The organism is Thalassolituus sp., from assembly GCF_034111725.1.
Taxonomy (GTDB): Bacteria; Pseudomonadota; Gammaproteobacteria; order Pseudomonadales; family Oceanobacteraceae; genus Thalassolituus.
Map to the genome: position 1 here is coordinate 1 of NZ_JAWUWR010000039.1, position 19,374 is coordinate 19,374.

Below are 19,374 nucleotides of genomic sequence, written 5' to 3' on the forward strand. Positions count from 1 at the left end.
AGCAATGGAGTAACCATGTTCGGTCACTTGCTTTACTGCTGCGATCTTGAATTCTTCGTTATATCGTTCACCAGCCATATCGGCCTCCTCTTTAAATACATTGTAACTTTAAAGAGTGTCTAGATAACTAGGGGCGATTCAATATTTTTGAAAGCTCTTTTGACAACTACCTGCCCCTTCAACAATAGATATCCTCAAGAATTCGATACTAAGATAAATACACTTGTAACTAAAGAGTTATAACTGCGATAATTTTTGTCTGTATATCCACCCCGCTGGAGCCACCATGCTTTCTTTCAGCCGTTTTATTGAGCAAGCCCAAGCACAACACACCGATTACGATCTGCGTTTTAAGCACATCAGTAAAGCGAAGTCGGCTAAACAGTTGGCTGCAATTCCAGACCACCGTTGGTTGTCGGTGCTATCACAGTGCGTGTTTCAATCTGGGTTTAATTGGACGGTGGTGGCAAATAAGTGGCCGCGTTTCGAGGAAGTGTTCTTAGGTTTTGATGTGATTGATTTGGTGATGCAGCCGGATGAGTTTTACGAACGCTTAATGCAAGAGACGGGGATTATTCGTCATCATGCGAAAATTAAAGCGGTACACGAGAACGCGATATTTTTTCACGATTTGATTCAAAGCCACGGCAGTGTTGGTAAATACTTTTCTGCTTGGAAGCCAGAAGATTACGCCGACAATTTGCGCGAATTTCGTAAACGCAGTAATCGCGGCGGTGGTCGCACTGGGCAGGTATTTTTGCGTGCGATGGGTGTCGACACCTTGATGTTTAGCAATGATATGTTGCAAGCGCTGATTAGCACTGGAGTTATTGAGGCAGCCCCTAGTTCGAAGGCAAGCTGGGCTAAGCTGCAAGCTACAATGGATCGTTGGCGCGAGGAAACAGGATTGGGATTAAGTGAAATCAGCCAGATTTTGGCTTGGTCGGTTGGGCCGCGCAAGTAAGAATAAGAGCACACTAACGGCTGCTAGTGTGCTCTCATCAATCATTAGTTTTGCATTAGTTGCAACACGCGGCTCGGGTTAAAGCCTTTAACAACAGTATCATTCACTGTCACTAGTGGCACGCCGCCAGTACCGCCAACCGAATAATAACGATCTAACCCTTCTTGCGAGTTGTCGATATCAAACTCTACATACGGGATATTATGAGCGTCGAAGAAGGCACGCATTTTTTTACAGTAACCACACCATGCGGTCGCATACAACACAACATCTTTGTCCGTTTGCGCGGCACCTTGTTGTGTCGCCAAAGTCGTGTCTGGCGTCGCTAAATTCATAGTGGCTACGAATGCACCCGACGTTAACGCTGCAAATGCAACAAACAAGACAGCTACTATTTTCATATTGGTTTCCTTTATTACCGCCAATTCACATCAGCGTTAATGAATATTAATAATCCACAACAGGGAAAATCGATTCTGCATACATTTGCAGCTCGTGTATCCACTGTAATTTGATTGGGTCATCGGCTACACGCATTGCCGCCTGCTCTAGCAAAGGCGCAAACTGCGCAAAGGTTAATGCCGGTGTCGCTGGCGGCACTGCCATTAAGCGATTCACTCTATGCTGTTCCCAACGTTCGCGCTCATCTTCATTCAAGGTATCTGGATAATTACGCGCGCGATAGCGAAATAACATTTCTTCACAACGTTCGTCCCTAAATGGCGCAGGCCAATCGGCTAAATCCCAATCACTCAACTGGTGCAGATCGTTCATGGCTTGTTTATCCGCCGATGAGAAGAAGCCATCGTACAAACGACCATCCACATCTTTGGCCGCGGCAAAACCGCGATCACCAAATACTTGCTGCAGCTTTAACGTTAACGAGCCGCCATCACGGAACATAACTAGATGCTGGCGCAATCGCTCGCCGCTAATCGCCCAGCGTTCCGCTTGATCTGGCGTTAGAGTTTTCGCCGGAGCCAGTACGGGTGACTTATTGATATGGATTTCTTTTAGCGGTAAGCGTTCAACACCTTCGGGCAAATCTGCGGTGCGGGTAAATACCCGCTGCTGAATCTCTTCTGCACTTAAGGCAAATAATGGTGCTGGATCTTGGTTTAAATCGAAGGCGATAAAGCTGTTTTTATTGGTTGGATGCCAACACAGCGGCACCACAACCGCCATACAGCCCTGCTCCACCGGAAACATACCCGATACATGCATTAACGGCTTGTTATTAGTCACATCCACCATAGCTGCAAGCGCTTGTTTGCTGCGATTGTTATACAAATACTTAAACAGCTTGGGCTGCTTATCGCGAATCAACCGTGCTAAGGCGATGGTGGCACGCACGTCGGATACCGCATCATGCGCTTTACCATGGTCTAAGCCATTAGCGGCGGTTAGATGCTCTAGCTTAAAACTAACGCGGCCATCTTCATGCTTCGGCCAGTTAATGCCATCTGGGCGCAGCGCATAAGCGCAACGGACGATATCGAGTAAATCCCAACGGCTATTGCCGCCCTGCCACTCACGGGTATAAGGATCATAGAAGTTACGATAGAGAGTGTAACGGGTAAATTCGTCGTCAAAACGAATGCTGTTATAGCCTGCGGTGCAAGTACCGGGCTGGCTAAACATATCGTTAATGCGAGCAATAAACTCAGTTTCGGGCACGCCCTTTTTTAAGCAATCTTGCGGTGTAATACCGGTAATTAAGAGAGCTTCTGGGTGTGGGAGATAATCGTCCGCCGGTTTGCAGAATATCTCTACCGGCGGTTCGATTTCATTGAGGTCTTCATCCGTACGGATCGCCGCAAATTGCGCTGGGCGATCCCACGCTGGGTTAGCACCAAAAGTTTCGTAGTCGTACCAAACAATACTGTTCACTCATGGCTCCTAAGCCCGATTTTACCAGCCTTGTTCTTGATTACCTGGTAGCTCGCCGGGTTCACCTGTTTGCAGGTAATGCAGAGCATCGCGGGCTGATTGGCGTGGTAACTCTTCCATTGGTAAGTGGCCTACACCTTCGTAGCTGATGATGTCCATGTTCGGTAAATCCACTTTAAAGTGCTTCATTACTGATACTGGTGTCCATTCATCTTCTTCACCCCACATTACTAGGGTTGGTGTTTGAATATATTTAATGCGATTACCTAGATCACGTTGATCCGTATCGTCTTCGATGCTGCGCGCAACTTTAATCAGAGATGAACGATTACCTTTGCGCAGTCCCAAATCTTGGTTGCGGCGAATCACATCATCGGTAATTTTTTCATCGTCACCGTAAGCTTCTTCAACACGGTGTTGCGCCTTAGACCACGACAAAATCAAAGCGTTAAACTCACGCAGTACTGGAATTGTGTTGTAACTCAAGGTTGAAGGCAACTCTTGCTGATAGCCGATAGAGTTAACCAAAATCATACGTTCTACGCGTTGCGGATAACGCTCGGCAAAGTTCCAAGTGATGTAACCACCCAAAGAGTTACCAACCATCTGCACTTTGCGCAGATTTAGCTTATCCATAAAGTGTTCGACTTTAGTGATCATGTAATCAAGATCATAAGTCTCAGTTGCTTGATCTGGGCCAGTTAAACCGTGGCCAGGTAGGTCCATACGAATAACGCGGAAGTCGCCTTTCAGCTTTTCAGCCCAAGCATCCCAAATATGCAACGACGTGGTTTCTCCGTGCAGTAACAATACTACAGGGCCTGTGCCCTCATCGCGGTAATGAATGACTAAATCATCAACCGCAAGAAATTTAGACGATTCGTCGGTGTACTTCTCTGTTAGTTCCGATAACGGACGTGAGCCAACACCCATATAGGCACAACCGCTCATGGCGACCATGCTGATCAGCAGCAAGAGTTTGGTGAAATTCATCGTGATCCCCGAGATTTTATTATTGTTTGACTGAGCTCCGCTCACCATTGCCAAACTTTACCACAGCGAATCCGCGCCGTCTTTACTGTACCTAGCATCTAAATGACGAACTGAAGACTATGTCCCAATTCAAGTGAAACAGCAGATTCCAGCAAGATGACGATTTAAGCATAAGGAACTTTGGAATCAATGGTTCCTAAACGGCTGGCGAACTGTAAAATGGGGTCGCTTTTTTCTGTGGCAAACCTTAGTTGGACATATTCGAATGGCGTTATTTAAAAAGTTTTTCAAACCAAAATCGCAACACGAGAATCCGGAAGTTAGACGAAAGGCCCTAGACACCCTGCAATCTGCGGAACAACTCATCACCTTCATCCGCAAAGAACCTGAAGCATCGGTACGTGATGCCGCCCTTGCTCGCATAAAAAGCGAAGACGATCTCGAATCCCTACTGCGCGATAGCAACAGCGATCTACGTGAAGCAACTCGCCAACACTGGTTAAACCGACTCCTTAACAACGGCAGCTTGCCCGGCAACGCCGATAGCAAGGTATATGTGCGCATTGCCGCATTAACCGACAATCAAGAATTACGCGTTGAGGCTATTGGCCACATCAGCGATGAACAACAGCGCCTACAATTGGCCAGCGAGCACAGTGTTGCCCGCGTGCGCATGGCGGCAGCCGAAGGCATTCATAACCCTAAACTACTCCAGGCCTTGCTTGATGTCGCACAGGGTAAAGACAAAGCGGTTTACCGCCTCTGTAAAGAACGCTTAGCCGCCGCAAAAGAACAGCAAGAACGCGAAGCAGCAGAACGTAAAAAGCTAGCGCATCTAACCAGCCAAGCAGAACAATTGGTGCGCTTGGGTTATGGCCCCGATTTCTTTGGGCGCTTACAAGTGTTACACCAACGCTTGAACGAACTACGAGCGAAAGGTGAAGAAGCCTCACTGGCTAGCTTTGCTACAGCGCTAGAACAAGCTGATGAAATACTGCGCGCCCACGAAGCAGAAGAACAGCGTCGTGCCGAGCAAGCAGAAAATGCGCGCCAAGCGGAAGCTGATCGCGCCGGTATTATTGCGCGTATGACCTCGCAACTAGACGTTGCTGCCGGGCAGCTTTCCGGTACATGGAGTGCAGCTTGCCAAGGTGAACTGCAAGCTTGGGAACATAGCGAAAAACAAAGCTCTGCGAATGCAGAGCAACGCAAAGCGTATCAAGCGCTAGCCCAGCAATCTGCTGCGGTTACCGATTGTTTAAATTTCTACAGTGAACAACAAGACGCTATAACCGCATGGTTTGCCAAAGCAACCAGTAAAGAATTGAGCGAAACACTAGAAGCCGCACGCATTGGTAAACAGTGGTTGCAACGCTGCCAGTGGCCAAGCAATTTAGTAGCACCTGAGTGGTTAACTCAGTTACAAGCTCAATGCGCACAGTTAGGTGACAAGAAAGACGATCTTCTCGACCAGCAAAAGCAAGTTGCCGACCAAGTGCGTAAGCAAATGGACCAACTAGAAGCGGTACTAGATGAGGGCCAAGCAAACGAAGCCGGTCGCTTGATGAAGTCTATTCAGAAATCATTAAACGCACTTGATCACAAGCAACAGCAGCCACATCAAAATCGCCTTCGTTTGCTAACGGCGCGTTTAAACGAACTGCGCGACTGGCAAGGCTTTGCCATCAATCCGAAAAAAGAACAGCTATGCGCAAGCATGGAAAGTATTGCTGACGGCGATATGGAACCACAGGCTCGTGCCGATGCGATTCAATTGCTGCAACAGGAATGGAAAAGCCTCGGCAACAGCGGCAATGATCGCGAATTGTGGGCGCGCTTCCAAGCCGCGGCAGATCGCGCTTTTGAACCGTGCAAAGCCTACTTCTCCGAACTGGCTGAACAACGCGCACGCAACGTGGCGGCACGCAACGACCTTACCCAACAACTATTGGCTTATGAACAGGCCATGAATTGGGAAACGGCAGATTGGAAAGCCGTTCAACAAACATTGAACGCCGCACGCGACGCATTCCGTCAATATTCACCGGTTGATCGCGCTTCTCATAAAGATACGCAAACGGCCTTTCAAAGCGCTTGTGATGCTATCTATGCACACATCAAAGAAGAATACGGTCGTAATCTTGCGTTGAAAGAAGCCATCGTAAGCAAAGCCGAAAGCATGGTTAGCCACGATGATTTGGACGAAGCTATCGAGCAAGTTAAACAGCTACAGCAAGACTGGAAAGCCATCGGCATGACGCCAAAAGGTGCTGACCAGAAATTATGGCAGCAGCTACGCCAGCATGCTGATGCGGTATTTGCGCGTTTAAACGAACAGCGCGATGCGCGCAAAGCGGCACTCAACACAGTAGTGAGCGAAGCCGATGCTATGGTGGCTGAAGCACAAGCAATCTTTGCTGATGAGAGCCTAGACGCTCAATCCTTAGCCAACAACTTGCGCGACATCAACGCCCGCTTCCGTTCTATGGAACTGCCGCGCAGCGCCCACCAACGCTTAAGCAAAGCGCTGGATGAGCTGCAAAGTGCCGTTCAGAGCCGTCAACAGCAAGCGAGTAACGAGCAAATACTAGCGGCATGGAATGGCGTAATACAGCGTTTAGAAGCCCTACAAGCAGGACAAGACTGGGATGCTAGTTTGCCACTCGCCAATGGTTTCGATGAACCTAACTTCCGCGCGGCACAAGCCCGCACAGAATTCAATGAAGACGCAGGATCACTGTGTGTTGCCATGGAAATTCTTGCCAACATCGACAGCCCTGAAGAAGATCGCGGTCTGCGCATGAATATGCAGGTTCAACGTCTGGCAGAAGGTTTAGGCAAAGGCCTAAGCGCGGAGCAAGAACGCGCCCAGCTGATTGAGCGTTGGTTAAACAGTAAGGCGACAGCGGAGCAACTTAGCCGCTTCATTACTGCACTAAACAAGGCTGCAACGCTGTAACTTACAGCGCATACAGCAATAAAAAAAGGGGCCATCATTTGGCCCCTTTTTTATTTGTTTCTATCTAATTCGACTACCTATGGGAAGACTGACTCAATGCCACAGCACCTACTCTCGCTGCACTCTGTTAATAGATATCGTTAAGCTAATACAACCTAATTAGATACCCCACCCCATGTTAAGGGTTCGTCTTTAGCAGCAAGGTAGGTAGAACACCGCTATTACCAAAGTTCCAAGGCGCAATGGCCAGTGTCGATGCGCCCATATCGAAGTCATGATCAATATCAGCCCAACCAACATACAAGTTGGCGCCAGCAATGCAGCCACCCGCATCGGCTTCTGTTGGGCAACGCAATACACTGTCGTTGAGGCCAAACGTATCTATAGAGTTGTCGCCAAATGCAATACCCGTGTCGACACCTAAACCAGTTGCATCAGTGGCCCAATAGCTGGCAGAGATATTGGAATCATATAAATAACCCGCTAGACCACCAAAGTATTCGACCACGACATCAATAGGTGAGTAATCAGCATCAGGACTCGTGACCACTGCACCCGTCGCAAAACTCGTGCTCAGGGTCGACAAATAAGACTCGCCAATTAAACTACCGGCGTTATTCAGAGCGGTTACTTCACCTCGGGCATAACTACTACTCACGGTCGAATCTTCGATACCGCCCAATAATGCGCCGACATTGTAATGTCCAGAAATGTCGCCGGTTGCTGAGCTACGGCTAATGGTAGAACCATAAACAGCACCAGCCACACCGCCAACTAACATACTGTCACCACTGACATCGCCAACAGTCGACAGAAAATCCAGCACTGTAGTTTCGGCTAAGCCAACCACGCCACCGACACTTTCATCTCCGTAGACAGGAATCGTTATATACATATTGGAAATCGTAGAGTCATGCGCAGATCCCACAACCGCACCGACATAACGTCCGCCGACGACATAAGCAGAAGCACCCGACAACACCAGATTGCGAACTTCAGCATTTTCGATATAGCCAAATAATCCAACGTTATCGCCATCGCCTCGCGAGATTTCTAGATTACGGATTTCATAATCATTGCCGTCGAAAATAGCAGTAAAAGGCTGATCAACTGAACCAATTGGCATCCAACCATTGGTTACATCCGGCACATAGCCAGTGCTAGATGCAAAATCGAGCGTTTTAACTAACTCGTAACCAATGCAGCCGGTATCAACGCGACAACCTAGATCCGAAGACGAAGTACCATTATTCAAGGTACCTCCCGTTAAATCATTACGAATCCAATCTAACTGCTCGATCGTGGAGATTTCAATCAGGCCGTCGTTGTCGTCATCGACGTCATCTTCCGGGGCTACGCCATCGTCGTCGTCATTAATAGTCACCGCCGGATCAAATTTCGAAACATCACTATTATCGCCGACGCCATCGCCATCAGAATCGAGTGTTTCTGACGCATTGCGAGGAAATGCGTCGGCATTGTCCGGAACGCCATCACCATCGGTGTCAGCCCATTCAGAAGCATCAAAAGGATATAAATCTTCTACATCGGGAACACCGTCGTTATCATCGTCAGTGTCAGCGTTATCACCCTTATCATCACCATCGAAGTTGGCTGTTTCATCCTCATCTAATGGGAAGGCATCATCCGTATCGAGCACACCATCATTGTCATCATCCGTATCGGCATTATTGCCAATGCCGTCATGGTCAGTATCCACGGATTCGGTAGGATCTTTAGGTAGGTCATCATCAACGTCGGGTACACCATCGTTATCGTCGTCGGTATCACGATGATCACCGATACCATCGCCATCAGTATCAATTGTTTCACTGGCATCGAAGGGAAATAAATCAGCATTATCACCCACGCCATCGCGGTCGCTATCTTTGGTCTCCGACGCATCAAATGGGAATGCATCAGAATTATCGCCTTTACCATCGCCGTCGCTATCGAGACTTTCTGACGCATCTCGCGGAAATGCGTCCTCCGCATCCACCACACCATCGCCGTCTTTATCCGATGTTAGGGGGTCTGATGTATTCGAATTAGCAGTACCCACCGCCTCTTCACCGCCACAAGCGACGACCAGAGAACACAGCAAACCGATACAAAGATATTTAAAAACGCCGTACATCATAAAACCAGCTAACCCTATTAGATTTGTGCAATTTCTGAACTATGGGCAAGTTACCCCAACCAACTCAGACCTGTTAGTACAAACGCTGCCTTGTCTGACCTTGCAGACAATGACAGCTAGTAAATATCTAAAGCGTCCTACTGGTGCCCTATTCTTCCTCGTCTTCGCCTTTGCGAATCAAGAAGCGATAGTCGCCCTCGACTTCTTCACTCAGTACTAATTCGTGACCAAGAAACCCACAAAAACGAGTAAAATCGCGCACCGTAGAGGGATCGGTCGCTAATACTTCTATAACATCACCAATCGCGACATCACGAATAATATTGTGCAATAACATTACTGGCTCAGGGCAAAACAAGCCGCGAGCATCAAGGGTTTGATTAACATCTGACATGGTAAACTCTTACTGCATCGTCTGAGATTTAGGTAACAACAAGCCTGCACGCGACGCACGATACACCAACCATACAGCGGCGACACACGCTAATGCAGCAACGGCAAAGTGCATATCATACCCCAATGTCGCGGCGCTATAACCTGAGATTGCACTAGCAAACATCCCAGTCACGATCACAACACAACTTTGTAAGGCGTAATCCGCGGCAGCACTGTGTTCACGACAACGATCCATCATTACGGAAAATAACGCGGCCGTGGCCATACCACCAGTAATATGCTCGACCGTAACCGCAAGCCAAATATGGGCTTTATGTTCAATACTAATCCCCACGTAACCAAGCATTGCTAGAGCTTCGAGTAACAAAAACAGTGTTAATGCTCGTGCACGAGAAATGCGCCCAACAAGCCAACCACCGTACAATGCGCCGGCTAATCCGGCCACAAAACCAACACCACCGAGCATAGTGCCTAACTCATCTAAGCTCAGCCCAACATCGGATAGATACGGGCGAATCATTTGCGTACCAAACGCATCACCAACTTTATAAACACAAATAAGTGCAATCCACAGCCAAGCGTCTTTTAAATTAAAAAAACCTTTCCAAAGCGGCAACATAGGTTGCTGAGCAACTTGGTGAGGCTTAGGTTTATAGGCATATAAAGGTAAGGTTCCAAGTACCATCATCACTGCCAATAACCACAACGAAACCTGCCAACCTAAATACGAGAAATAAGACACAAGTAGGCCACCGGCCAACACCATACCAATGCGATATCCGCCAACTTGAATACCATTTCCAAAACCACGCTCATGTGGTGATAAATTTTCAACGGCAGTCGCATCGGTCGCGATATCTTGGGTGGCGATCAATACATTTACTCCTATCAGAATCACACCAAAAATCAGTAAACCGTCAGAGGCAATCCAAGTCAGAGGCATAAACGAAACGGCAATCAATAATGCCGCAGCAGTGTAATTCATCGCCAATATCCAACTGCGGCGAAATTCATCCGGCCAGCGTTTTGGAAATAAGGTAAAACGATCAAGCATGGGCGCCCAAAGAAATTTCAATGCCCAGGGCAAGGCAACCAAAGCCATTAAACCAATCTGCTTTAAATCAACGCCCTGCTCACGCAGTAATACGGGCATTGCTTGACCAAAAAAGCCATGCGGTAAACCTTGCACTAAATACAAACTAATCAGTGCTAACCATTTCGCCTTTTGTTGATCCATCAAGATGCTCCGCGTTTAATTAATAGCGCTACCATAGCGGGCTAGTTATAGAGTTAAAAGGAGTTTATGTGGTGGCAATAGCCAATAAAAAACCCCGCCATAAGGCGGGGCTAAAGTGCTTTTCAACACAGGTCAGGATTGCAGGAGGTGATCCTACAGGGTCTATCAGCGCTCGATGATCGCAACAACACCTTGACCACCGGCAGCGCAGATGGAGATAAGGCCGCGACCAGAGCCCTTCTCTTCCAACATCTTAGCTAGGGAAGCTACGATGCGACCGCCGGTTGCCGCAAATGGGTGGCCAGTGGCAATGGAAGAACCGTTTACGTTAAGCTTGCTACGATCAATGCTGCCTAGTGGCGCATCTAAGCCTAACTTCTCTTTACAGAATTTCTCGTCTTCCCACGCTTTTAATGTTGAACAAACAACACCAGCAAATGCTTCGTGGATTTCGTAGAAATCAAAATCTTGTAGAGTAATACCAGCACGCTTAAGCATTGCAGGAACAGCGTATGCAGGCGCCAACAGCAAACCTTCTTTATCTTTGTTGCCATCTTTACCGAAGAAATCAACCGCAGCAGTTTCGTAGAAGCTCAAGTAAGCTTTAACCGGCAGGTTGTGCGCTTTTGCCCACTCTTCAGAAGCCAACAATACAACCGATGCGCCGTCTGTCAGTGCTGATGAGTTACCAGCGGTTAGCGTACCGTTACCAGACTTCTTATCGAATGCTGGTTTCAGGCTTGCTAATTTTTCCATGTTTGGCGTGCGCGCCAAGTTATCTTTTTCAACACCTTGGAACGGCGTTACTAGGTCGTCGAAGAATCCACGATCGTAAGCCGCCAATAAATTCTCATGGCTGTTGAAAGCAATTTGATCTTGCTCTTCGCGAGTGATTCCCCAAGCTTTAACCGTTAGCTCAGTGTGCTCGCCCATAGACATACCTGTGCGTGGCTCACCATTGCGGGGAACAAGAGGAGCTAGGTGCTTAGGACGAATTTTCATTAACGTTTTAATCTTGTCTTTCGTCGTTTTTTGACGGTTTGTTTCTAACAAGATTTTACGCAGACCTTCGCTAACGGCGATAGGTGCGTCAGACGTGGTATCAGAACCACCAGCGATGGCGCTATCGATTTGACCTAGGGCGATCTTGTTCGCTGCCATCATGATGGCTTGTAAACCAGTACCGCATGCTTGCTGAAGATCGCAACCAACAGTACGTGGGCTTAATGCTGTGCTTAGCAACGTTTCACGTGCCAAGTTGAAATCGCGGCTGTGCTTAATAACAGCGCCAGCGATGAATTCACCGATGTGCTCGCCTTGCAGATTGTAACGATTGACCAAGCCATTCAATGCAGCAGTCAACATGTCTTGGTTAGACGCGTAAGAATAAGCGCTGTTAGAACGTGCGAACGGAATACGGTTACCGCCGATGATGGCGACTCTACGAACTGTTTGGGTCATGTTATGAATCCTGTTAAAACGTTGCCAAATACGCGGCAGAACGCAAAATATCTCAATATCTGCCCGGTGATGGTCAGTCTATCCGACCTGAACGCGCGGGCATTGGCTGAAGTGACACAGACTCAACCATCCAAGGTCAATTTCAGACCTTATTATTGCTGCTGTAATCTGTTACCTTCCGGCGCTGTACATCGTGCCGATGTGATCCCCGTATAGCAAGCAACGAGTGAAACAGATCATGAGCAACTTTTACGAAACACTGCTGAACAATAATCTCGGCCGCAGCCTGCTGAAAAACGTCGGTTTGCCAACGCCAATTAATTTAAAACGCTACAACGCAAACCAAGAGACCTATTTCGAAGGTCGTGTATTAGTAGGTGCATCCGTTAACGCTGCACTGCTGAACGATTTGATGCGTAACCTGAAAGCATCAAACGCCAAAGTATTCTTTCCTTCTGCCTGTAAAACCGCTGCTGCTATCCTGAAAGCCGCAGAAACTAACGGCGTGCGTGCTGTTGGTGTGGAATGCAAAAAGGATATGACAGACAAGTTTGACGCGTTTGTATTCGACGCAACAGGCTTTTCAGATACTGAACATTTAAACCAGTTGTACTTCTTCTTCAACCCAGTGATGCGCAAGCTAAACAGCAATGGTCGCGTCATTGTACTGGGTCGTCCGCACATGAAAGCAGCCACAGGTGAACAAGCAGCTGCGATGCGCGCACTAGAAGGTTTCACTCGCTCAGTCGCAAAAGAAATTGGTAAAAAGAGCGCAACAGCCCAGTCAATTTACGTCGAAGAAGGCGCAGAGGCGAATATTGACTCTGCTTTCCGTTTCGTTATTTCTGCTAAATCAGCCTATATGGATGGCCAGATTTTAACGGTTAGCAAAGCCGACGTCGTGACCTACCCTGAGTGGCACAAGCCATTAGCAGGTAAAGTTGCATTGGTGACTGGTGCTGCACGTGGTATCGGTGAATCCATTGCACGCACATTGGCTCGTGACGGTGCTACCGTTCTTGGTTTGGATATCCCACCAGCCGAAGGCGATTTGGAGCGCGTTATGGCAGAAATCGGTGGTGAAGTATTGCTCGGTGATATTTCGTCTAAAGAAGCACCAGCTATGATCTCTGCCAAACTAAAAGAAATGGGCGGCGGCGACATCATCGTTCATAACGCGGGTGTAACTCGTGATAAGACGTTGGCGAATATGCCTGAGCATTGGTGGTCAATGACTATCGCGATCAACCTATCTGCTGAAGAGCACATCAACAACCAGTTGTTTGCCGATGGCACGATCAACAATGGCGGCAGCATCATCTGCGTATCGTCAATGAACGGTATTGCTGGTCAGGTTGGTCAAACTAACTACGCAGCATCAAAAGCAGGTGTTATTGGTTATGTGCAATATATGGCTAACGAGTTGGCTAAAAAGAACATCACTATCAACGCCGTTGCACCTGGTTTCATCGAAACTCAAATGACCGATGCAATTCCTTTCATGACACGTGAAGTAGGCCGTCGTTTGAACTCATTGTCACAAGGCGGTAAGCCAGTTGACGTAGCAGAGACGATTGCTTTCTTTGGTAACCCTGCGTCTAGCGGTGTTACTGGTAACGTAGTTCGTATCTGTGGTCAGTCATTAGTTGGTGCATAATTTTGCAACGCTAATACTTTGATTGCTCGATAAAAAAACCGGCTCCGTAGCCGGTTTTTTTATACCCTTAAATTGGCCCTGAACCTAAACCAGCACTACATTTACTACTAGGAACACATATCCTGCGGAGTAAGTTATGAAGGTCGGTAAGATGATGTCAGCCAACGTTGTGCATGTCGGTTTAGATGACCCACTGCATAAGGTAAAAGCCATTTTCGAGCGAACTAAGTTTCATCACTTGCTGGTTATTCAATCGGGTAAGCTATGGGGTGTAGTGTCGGATCGTGACTTACTGAAATCCGTTAGCCCTAATATTGGTACTATTACGGAAACGCTACGCGATGTGGCTTCGCTGAATAAAAAAGTTCATCAAATAATGACGCGCAAGCCCATTACGTTATCGCCGGATGCCGATGTATACGAGGCAATACGTGTGTTCAACGAACACAACGTATCCTGTATTCCAATATTAAATAACGACAACAGTGTGGCTGGAATATTAAGTTGGCGCGATGTGTTTAAAGCACTCGAAGCCTATCAGTTAAAAAAGAGGCAGAACAAAGAGTAGTCGCTAGCGAACCTTCACTCGATTATTCGTATCTCGACTCTGACGAATTAATTCATCACCATCCGCAGAAAATCCTAATTTAGCGCAGCGATCATAGAGCAGCACGTTGACCGTAGCCGCTAAATTCATACAGCCGATGGTAGGTACATAAACGACGGCAGTAGCAAGATCCACGATCACTTGGGGGATAGTGCCATCCTCTGGCCCGAACACGTAGAACGCATTCGCCGGATGACTAAACTGCGGCAGTGCTATCGCCCCCTCCACTAGCTCGACACAAACGACTTCTGCACCTACTGGAATATTCTCAAGCAAATCATCTACAGCAGCGAGTGGAATGCGTTGTACCACGTCTTTGGTATCCGTTTGAAAGCGCATGGCGCGATTGGCACGCTCACCACTGTAAAAAACAGCATCTGCGTTGTAGCATCCAGCGGCACGCATTACCCCACCAATATTGGTGGGATTTTTTGGATTAACCAAACCAATGGCAACATAATTATTATTCACTTCTGGAATTCACTCTATTAGCTCCACTCGATCGGCTGATTTGTCAAAGTATACCAAATTTATGTCTGCCCCCTGAAAATCACCTAATAACGCCTGTACCAGTTTTCGTTGACCAGCATCAAGGTTTAATTACAGATGAGTGCAACACTGAGTAAGACACATAGGAGTCTCCCCGATGAAATCACTCATACTAGCTGCTTTATTATTGCCCCTATCCTCTGCGGTTTTCGCCGAGCCTGATACTCAGCCAACCCCAACACCTGCGGCTAACATGCCCGGTATGATGGGAAGAATGATGCCTAACTTCGAAAATTTTGATCTCGATGGCAATGGCCAAATAACCGAATTGGAATTCAATGAAGTCCGAGCTAAACGCATGACAGCCCGTGCCGCCGAAGGTCATCCTATGATGGGAATGGCAAATGCCGAACCGTTTGCAACAATGGATGTGGATGGCAATGGCTACTTAGATGCTAACGAATTTTCAGCACATAAAATGCGCAATTCAAAAATGCCGATGGCTAAATAATCAACAAATACATCAAGCCTGCCATTAAGCAGGCTTGATGTATTTATTAATAACGCCAAGCAATAAAACGACTGACCTTTTGGCCTTGCGCCATTGGCGTGATTTCAATTTGCTTAGCGCCTTGCTGCTGCAAGACTTTTTTGAATAACGGCAAATGGTCACCATCGGATACAAGGCTAGTAAACCAACCTACTTGCTCAGCATAGTTGACGCTTTCTCGCATCATGCGCTTTAAGAAAGCGAGTTCTCCGCCTTCACACCACAATTCATTCGACTTACCGCCAAAGTTACGCGTAACCGATCCTTTTTCACCTTTTAAATTTTTCCATTTACGCGCGGCTTGGTTTTCGGCTTCGCGCTGCGATGAGAAAAATGGAGGGTTACACATGGTCGCTTCGAAGTAGTCTCCACTGCGTATCATATTCTTAAATAGAAATTCAGAATTACGCTGCATCAATATTTCGGTTTTACTTAAACTGGGATTAGCTTCAACAATAGCGTGTGCATTGCGCACAGCAGTCCCGTCGGTTTCTGTACCCGTAAATTGCCAGCCATAAGCATGCGTACCGATAATCGGATAGATTAAATTCGCGCCCGTACCTATATCTAAAATACGCGGCTGCTCGTTAGTGCTGTGCTTACTAACATCATGCTCAGCCAGTAAATCCGCCAAGTAATGAATATAATCGGCACGGCCAGGAATGGGCGGACACAAATACCCTTTAGGAATACTCCAGTCTTCAACCTTGTAGTAATGCTGCAATAAAGCCGTATTTAAACACAGCACCGCGGCATTATTACTAAAGTCGATGGTCTGCTCACCGCTCGGGTTTAGCTGTAAAAAATCAGCGAGATCGGGCAAAACCTCAACCAATAAGGTCATATCATATCGACCAGAATGCGGATTCCGAGGATGCAAGCCTATCGGCTTGGTCGAAGAGGCATACGGTGATTTATCGGATTTTTTCTCAAACACCCATTTACCGTCCGCTGAGCGTTTACCTGACGGTTTAGCTCCCCGCTCACCCGTCGATCTTGCCGCACGATCAGAGCTAGCTGAACGCTCTTTGTAAGCGGGCTTAGCACGGGTATCGGAACGATCACGAGCACCAGACTTATGCTCAGTATCAACCTGTGGCTTTGATGAAGGCTGAGAGGAAGGTTGAGCCGACGACTCGCTCTTCTCAACCGCTGAGTCTAATGCTTCAGGACTGGATCGCTCATCAGACTGAGGATCTGCATCTTGATGCTTAGCAGCGGCCGCAGCCCAAGGATCGAACGTAGCCGAAGGACTTTCAACCGACGCTGAATCGCTAGGCAAATCAGCGTCTGTATCGGTAGAAGCAGAATGAGGAGGTTTTGATTTCACAATAATGACCAACAATAATATCGGGGCATAATAGCATGATATGCCCCATCTCTTCTTGCTAACTCACCACGGGCTTAGGACGTGCAATCCCATGCTTTTGCAGCAATGCCGTCCCTCGTAGCACGATATCGCTTTGAAACGCTTTTTCGTAACGCACATCCAAAACATAAGCCTTAGTGCGCAAACGAATAGCTAAGGTATGCGCAACCTCGATTTCTTCTAGAGTAAAACTCACGGGCTTCTTTAAATAGGCGTAGCGACTCGTCACCACCACCTCTTCAATTAACGTTTGCGCGGTTGCTAAATCAGCATCTAATGCGAGGTTAAAATCAGTAACCACCATCATATCTAACTCGCCAGCATTGCCCGATGACACGACATCGGTAATAAAACGCGAATTCGGAATCGTAACCAAATTATCATCGAGCGTCACCAAGCGCACGGTACGTAGACCAATGGATACTATCTCACCATAGGTGTCGCCAAAGCTTACTCGGTCGCCTACTCGGAATGGACGATCAAACAATAAAAGAATACCGGCCACTAGCGAGGCCACAACGTCCTTCAAAGCAAAACCCAAAGCTACCGCGATGGAACCGGCTGCAGCAAAGAGCAGCTCTTGTGGTGGCTGTAACACACCGACAACCAAACCTATCGTGCCAAAAATATAGAGAGCAAAGGTTGTTAGCGTCGATATTTGTAAAATCAAAAAACGCCGTGCTGGAATTTTCTCCATCAAGCGCTTACTGCCGTTATTTAACGCGACGGTTAACGCCCAAATGAAAAATCCGCCTAATATCAGTAATAATATCGCATAGATATTAAACACATCGGCAACGCTAAGAATGCCGCTAACCAACCCATTGGTATCATTCATGGAGCATATTCTTCCTATTCAATGAGCTAACAACGGTGTGATACCAAAGCGTGGTAATACGATAACGGCCATCACTACCACGCACGATAACTTCAGCATCGAGGGCCGACTTCAAGGCAAAGCGAATCACGTTTTCCTGCATGTTAGTTACCTTCACTAACTCCTCCGTCGTGAGGTTTTCGTGGGTCACAATGGCTGCAAAAACGAACATGAGCTTAGGTCCGAATTGCTCTATGCGTGAGCTACTCGGGAGCTGAGGAATACTCGCAACAACGTTTTTACCTTTAGTTTTAACGGAACCCTGCCATAGCTCTAACGCCGTCATTGGCAAGCCACGACAACCATCCCAAAGCAAGCTGAAGTAACGTTGCTCGGCGTTGCGTAAGGTTCCAGCAACCGGTGAGCGAGTATCAATTAATACGTCATCGTACTGTAAGCGATAGCCGCTTAACTGGTTACGCGACAAGATCAAAGAACGGATTTCAGTTTGGGTCCAACGCTTAACGCGAATAACATTGCGCATTTGGTATTCGCGGCCAAATACATTACACAGATAAGCCCAACTCTGATTGTTGATGGTAATTAACCAATACACGTTATTGAGTTTGGTGTTGGTTAGCCCCAATAGCGTTCGCCACCCTTGCAAGTACCCGACTTCGGCTAAAAACAGATTTTCCGCCTTATTCAGAATCACAATGGTGGGTGCCATCTCAGCATCATGACGCACTAAGGCTTTAGGACCTTCACTCATATCAATTTCTAGAGCATTCCCTAACAACTGATAAATAGCGTCTTGGCTGGTCGTTTTCGGCGGTACGTCGATTCGTTTAATAATAATTTCAGGGTCATCTTGAGCAACACCATTGGTAAAACGAATCAAGGCTGAACTCTTACCAATACCACGTTCACCAGTAATTAAAATGACATTGTCTTCAGAGCGCTCAGCATTCCACGCATCAAAATCTTTACGGATTGCGGCACTCAATCCAGTATCAATAATCGGCAGTTTTAGTTCACTATCTTTCTCTGTGCTAAACCAGCGCTGATAGTCCTCACAAATCGCATCTACGGCAACTTCATCTTCTTCACCCTCACCTGCCGCTTTCGTTTTAATACGAAACCAACGCGCACTTAAACTTTGATACCAAGCGAAATCGGCCAGTAATTGAGTAAAAAACACACGCACAAACATTAGCAGAAGCAATGGTATTAGCAGTGGCAATACCAATACAAATGCCCAGCTTTCTTTTACTTTATCTAAAACTGGATCGACGCTTGCCGGAAATAAGCGCTTCAAATTGAGCATTAATTCCAAGCGATAAAAATGCAAAAGATAACTCACAACACCCCAGCTAAACATCCATACTGCGGTTTCAATCAAGTGCGCAATTAGCGACTTACCAAGTAAGTGCAAGGCTAAGGCAATGGCAGCCCACGGAAGCAATAGCCACTTAGCGGCCATTTCAGTACGTTGTTCGAGTTTTGCTGTGCTATCAGCGGTTAAAAACGAACCAGCACCTTGGCAAATACTTAACAAAAACCACTCTGCAGCAAAACTCACCACCACATAGAGCATATAGACCTGAAAGATCACCAGTAGGCTACCGCCCAAATTCGGTTCTGACTGCTCACTAAAAAATAAAGAGCTAAAAATCAGTAACACAATCCAAGGAAGTAAAGGCGCCATACCGAGTAGTAAGCGTGCTAAAGCTCGAACACCTTGATGTTTTATACCTTTACTAATGACTTGGTTATGAGTAGAAACTAAGGTCCGCGATACAACGCCAGCAAACCACTTTGCCATCCAGCGAAGAGGAATAATAA

The 19,374-nt window shown here is 47.1% G+C and carries 16 protein-coding genes; 5 read left to right on the forward strand and 11 right to left on the reverse strand.

What is annotated here, in order from left to right; genetic code table 11:
• The first annotated feature begins 286 nt into the window (after nt 1-286).
• The gene (locus UXZ23_RS05770) at nt 287-964 is read left to right on the forward strand and encodes a DNA-3-methyladenine glycosylase I (RefSeq protein ID WP_320819677.1); all 678 of its coding nucleotides are present in this window, start codon (nt 287-289) and stop codon (nt 962-964) included.
• Between the two features lie 44 nt (nt 965-1,008).
• Here UXZ23_RS05770 and UXZ23_RS05775 read toward each other — a convergent pair whose 3' ends face one another.
• Genes UXZ23_RS05775 through UXZ23_RS05785 form a run of 3 tightly spaced genes read right to left on the reverse strand, consistent with a single transcriptional unit; the run spans nt 1,009 to nt 3,847 of the window.
• Nucleotides 1,009-1,365, reverse strand: coding sequence for a glutaredoxin family protein (locus tag UXZ23_RS05775; protein ID WP_320819678.1), 357 nt, complete (start codon nt 1,363-1,365; stop codon nt 1,009-1,011).
• Nucleotides 1,366-1,411: 46 nt separating this feature from the next.
• A complete protein-coding gene (gene sbcB, locus UXZ23_RS05780) occupies nt 1,412-2,854 on the reverse strand; it encodes an exodeoxyribonuclease I (protein ID WP_320819679.1) in 1,443 nt (480 codons plus the stop codon).
• Nucleotides 2,855-2,875: 21 nt separating this feature from the next.
• Nucleotides 2,876-3,847, reverse strand: coding sequence for an alpha/beta fold hydrolase (locus UXZ23_RS05785; RefSeq protein WP_225667619.1), 972 nt, complete (start codon nt 3,845-3,847; stop codon nt 2,876-2,878).
• 265 nt (nt 3,848-4,112) lie between these two features.
• Between UXZ23_RS05785 and UXZ23_RS05790 the strand changes: the two genes are divergently transcribed.
• On the forward strand, nt 4,113-6,806 hold the full coding sequence (locus UXZ23_RS05790) for a DUF349 domain-containing protein (protein WP_320819680.1): 2,694 nt from the start codon (nt 4,113-4,115) through the stop codon (nt 6,804-6,806).
• 178 nt (nt 6,807-6,984) lie between these two features.
• Here the strand turns inward: UXZ23_RS05790 and UXZ23_RS05795 are convergent, their stop codons facing one another.
• From UXZ23_RS05795 to UXZ23_RS05810, 4 genes are all read right to left on the reverse strand, one after another.
• Entirely contained in the window at nt 6,985-8,946 is a 1,962-nt protein-coding gene (locus UXZ23_RS05795) for a GLUG motif-containing protein (RefSeq protein WP_320819681.1), read from the reverse strand.
• A gap of 148 nt (nt 8,947-9,094) precedes the next feature.
• A complete protein-coding gene (gene tusA / locus UXZ23_RS05800) occupies nt 9,095-9,340 on the reverse strand; it encodes a sulfurtransferase TusA (protein WP_320819682.1) in 246 nt (81 codons plus the stop codon).
• Nucleotides 9,341-9,349: 9 nt separating this feature from the next.
• On the reverse strand, nt 9,350-10,579 hold the full coding sequence (locus UXZ23_RS05805) for an MFS transporter (protein WP_320819683.1): 1,230 nt from the start codon (nt 10,577-10,579) through the stop codon (nt 9,350-9,352).
• 165 nt (nt 10,580-10,744) lie between these two features.
• Nucleotides 10,745-12,040 carry an acetyl-CoA C-acetyltransferase gene (locus UXZ23_RS05810; RefSeq protein ID WP_320819684.1) on the reverse strand — a complete coding sequence of 432 codons (1,296 nt, stop codon included), beginning with the start codon at nt 12,038-12,040 and terminating at the stop codon, nt 10,745-10,747.
• Between the two features lie 238 nt (nt 12,041-12,278).
• Here UXZ23_RS05810 and UXZ23_RS05815 point away from each other — a divergent pair, with 238 nt between their 5' ends.
• Entirely contained in the window at nt 12,279-13,697 is a 1,419-nt protein-coding gene (locus UXZ23_RS05815; RefSeq protein ID WP_320819685.1) for a 3-oxoacyl-ACP reductase, read from the forward strand.
• 136 nt (nt 13,698-13,833) lie between these two features.
• Nucleotides 13,834-14,265, forward strand: a complete 432-nt coding sequence (locus UXZ23_RS05820) for a CBS domain-containing protein (RefSeq protein WP_320819686.1) — start codon at nt 13,834-13,836, stop codon at nt 14,263-14,265.
• Between the two features lie 3 nt (nt 14,266-14,268).
• Here UXZ23_RS05820 and UXZ23_RS05825 read toward each other — a convergent pair whose 3' ends face one another.
• Complete coding sequence (locus tag UXZ23_RS05825) at nt 14,269-14,775, reverse strand: RNA methyltransferase (RefSeq protein ID WP_320819687.1); 507 nt, start codon at nt 14,773-14,775, stop codon at nt 14,269-14,271.
• Nucleotides 14,776-14,950: 175 nt separating this feature from the next.
• On the opposite strand from UXZ23_RS05825, the gene UXZ23_RS05830 reads away from it, so the two are divergent.
• Nucleotides 14,951-15,304 carry a hypothetical protein gene (locus UXZ23_RS05830; RefSeq protein ID WP_320819688.1) on the forward strand — a complete coding sequence of 118 codons (354 nt, stop codon included), beginning with the start codon at nt 14,951-14,953 and terminating at the stop codon, nt 15,302-15,304.
• 46 nt (nt 15,305-15,350) lie between these two features.
• Here the strand turns inward: UXZ23_RS05830 and rlmF are convergent, their stop codons facing one another.
• The 3 genes from rlmF to UXZ23_RS05845 form a co-directional block, all read right to left on the reverse strand.
• Nucleotides 15,351-16,673: a 23S rRNA (adenine(1618)-N(6))-methyltransferase RlmF gene (rlmF, locus tag UXZ23_RS05835; protein WP_320819689.1), complete on the reverse strand. Its 1,323-nt coding sequence runs from the start codon at nt 16,671-16,673 to the stop codon at nt 15,351-15,353.
• Between the two features lie 58 nt (nt 16,674-16,731).
• A complete protein-coding gene (locus tag UXZ23_RS05840; protein WP_320819690.1) occupies nt 16,732-17,550 on the reverse strand; it encodes a mechanosensitive ion channel family protein in 819 nt (272 codons plus the stop codon).
• Nucleotides 17,543-19,374 (reverse strand): ATP-binding protein (locus tag UXZ23_RS05845; protein WP_320819691.1); only part of this gene is annotated, 1,832 nt, incomplete at its 5' end. The genes UXZ23_RS05845 and UXZ23_RS05840, both read right to left, overlap by 8 nt.

Coding starts and splice junctions, on each gene's coding strand:
- UXZ23_RS05805 (WP_320819683.1), bottom strand. CDS start 10,579: ATGGATCAACAAAAGGCGAAATGGTTAGCACTGATTAGTTTGTATTTA.
- UXZ23_RS05810 (WP_320819684.1), bottom strand. CDS start 12,040: ATGACCCAAACAGTTCGTAGAGTCGCCATCATCGGCGGTAACCGTATT.
- UXZ23_RS05840 (WP_320819690.1), bottom strand. CDS start 17,550: ATGAATGATACCAATGGGTTGGTTAGCGGCATTCTTAGCGTTGCCGAT.
- UXZ23_RS05820 (WP_320819686.1), top strand. CDS start 13,834: ATGAAGGTCGGTAAGATGATGTCAGCCAACGTTGTGCATGTCGGTTTA.
- UXZ23_RS05770 (WP_320819677.1), top strand. CDS start 287: ATGCTTTCTTTCAGCCGTTTTATTGAGCAAGCCCAAGCACAACACACC.
- UXZ23_RS05785 (WP_225667619.1), bottom strand. CDS start 3,847: ATGAATTTCACCAAACTCTTGCTGCTGATCAGCATGGTCGCCATGAGC.
- UXZ23_RS05830 (WP_320819688.1), top strand. CDS start 14,951: ATGAAATCACTCATACTAGCTGCTTTATTATTGCCCCTATCCTCTGCG.
- tusA (WP_320819682.1), bottom strand. CDS start 9,340: ATGTCAGATGTTAATCAAACCCTTGATGCTCGCGGCTTGTTTTGCCCT.
- UXZ23_RS05815 (WP_320819685.1), top strand. CDS start 12,279: ATGAGCAACTTTTACGAAACACTGCTGAACAATAATCTCGGCCGCAGC.
- UXZ23_RS05790 (WP_320819680.1), top strand. CDS start 4,113: ATGGCGTTATTTAAAAAGTTTTTCAAACCAAAATCGCAACACGAGAAT.
- UXZ23_RS05795 (WP_320819681.1), bottom strand. CDS start 8,946: ATGATGTACGGCGTTTTTAAATATCTTTGTATCGGTTTGCTGTGTTCT.
- UXZ23_RS05775 (WP_320819678.1), bottom strand. CDS start 1,365: ATGAAAATAGTAGCTGTCTTGTTTGTTGCATTTGCAGCGTTAACGTCG.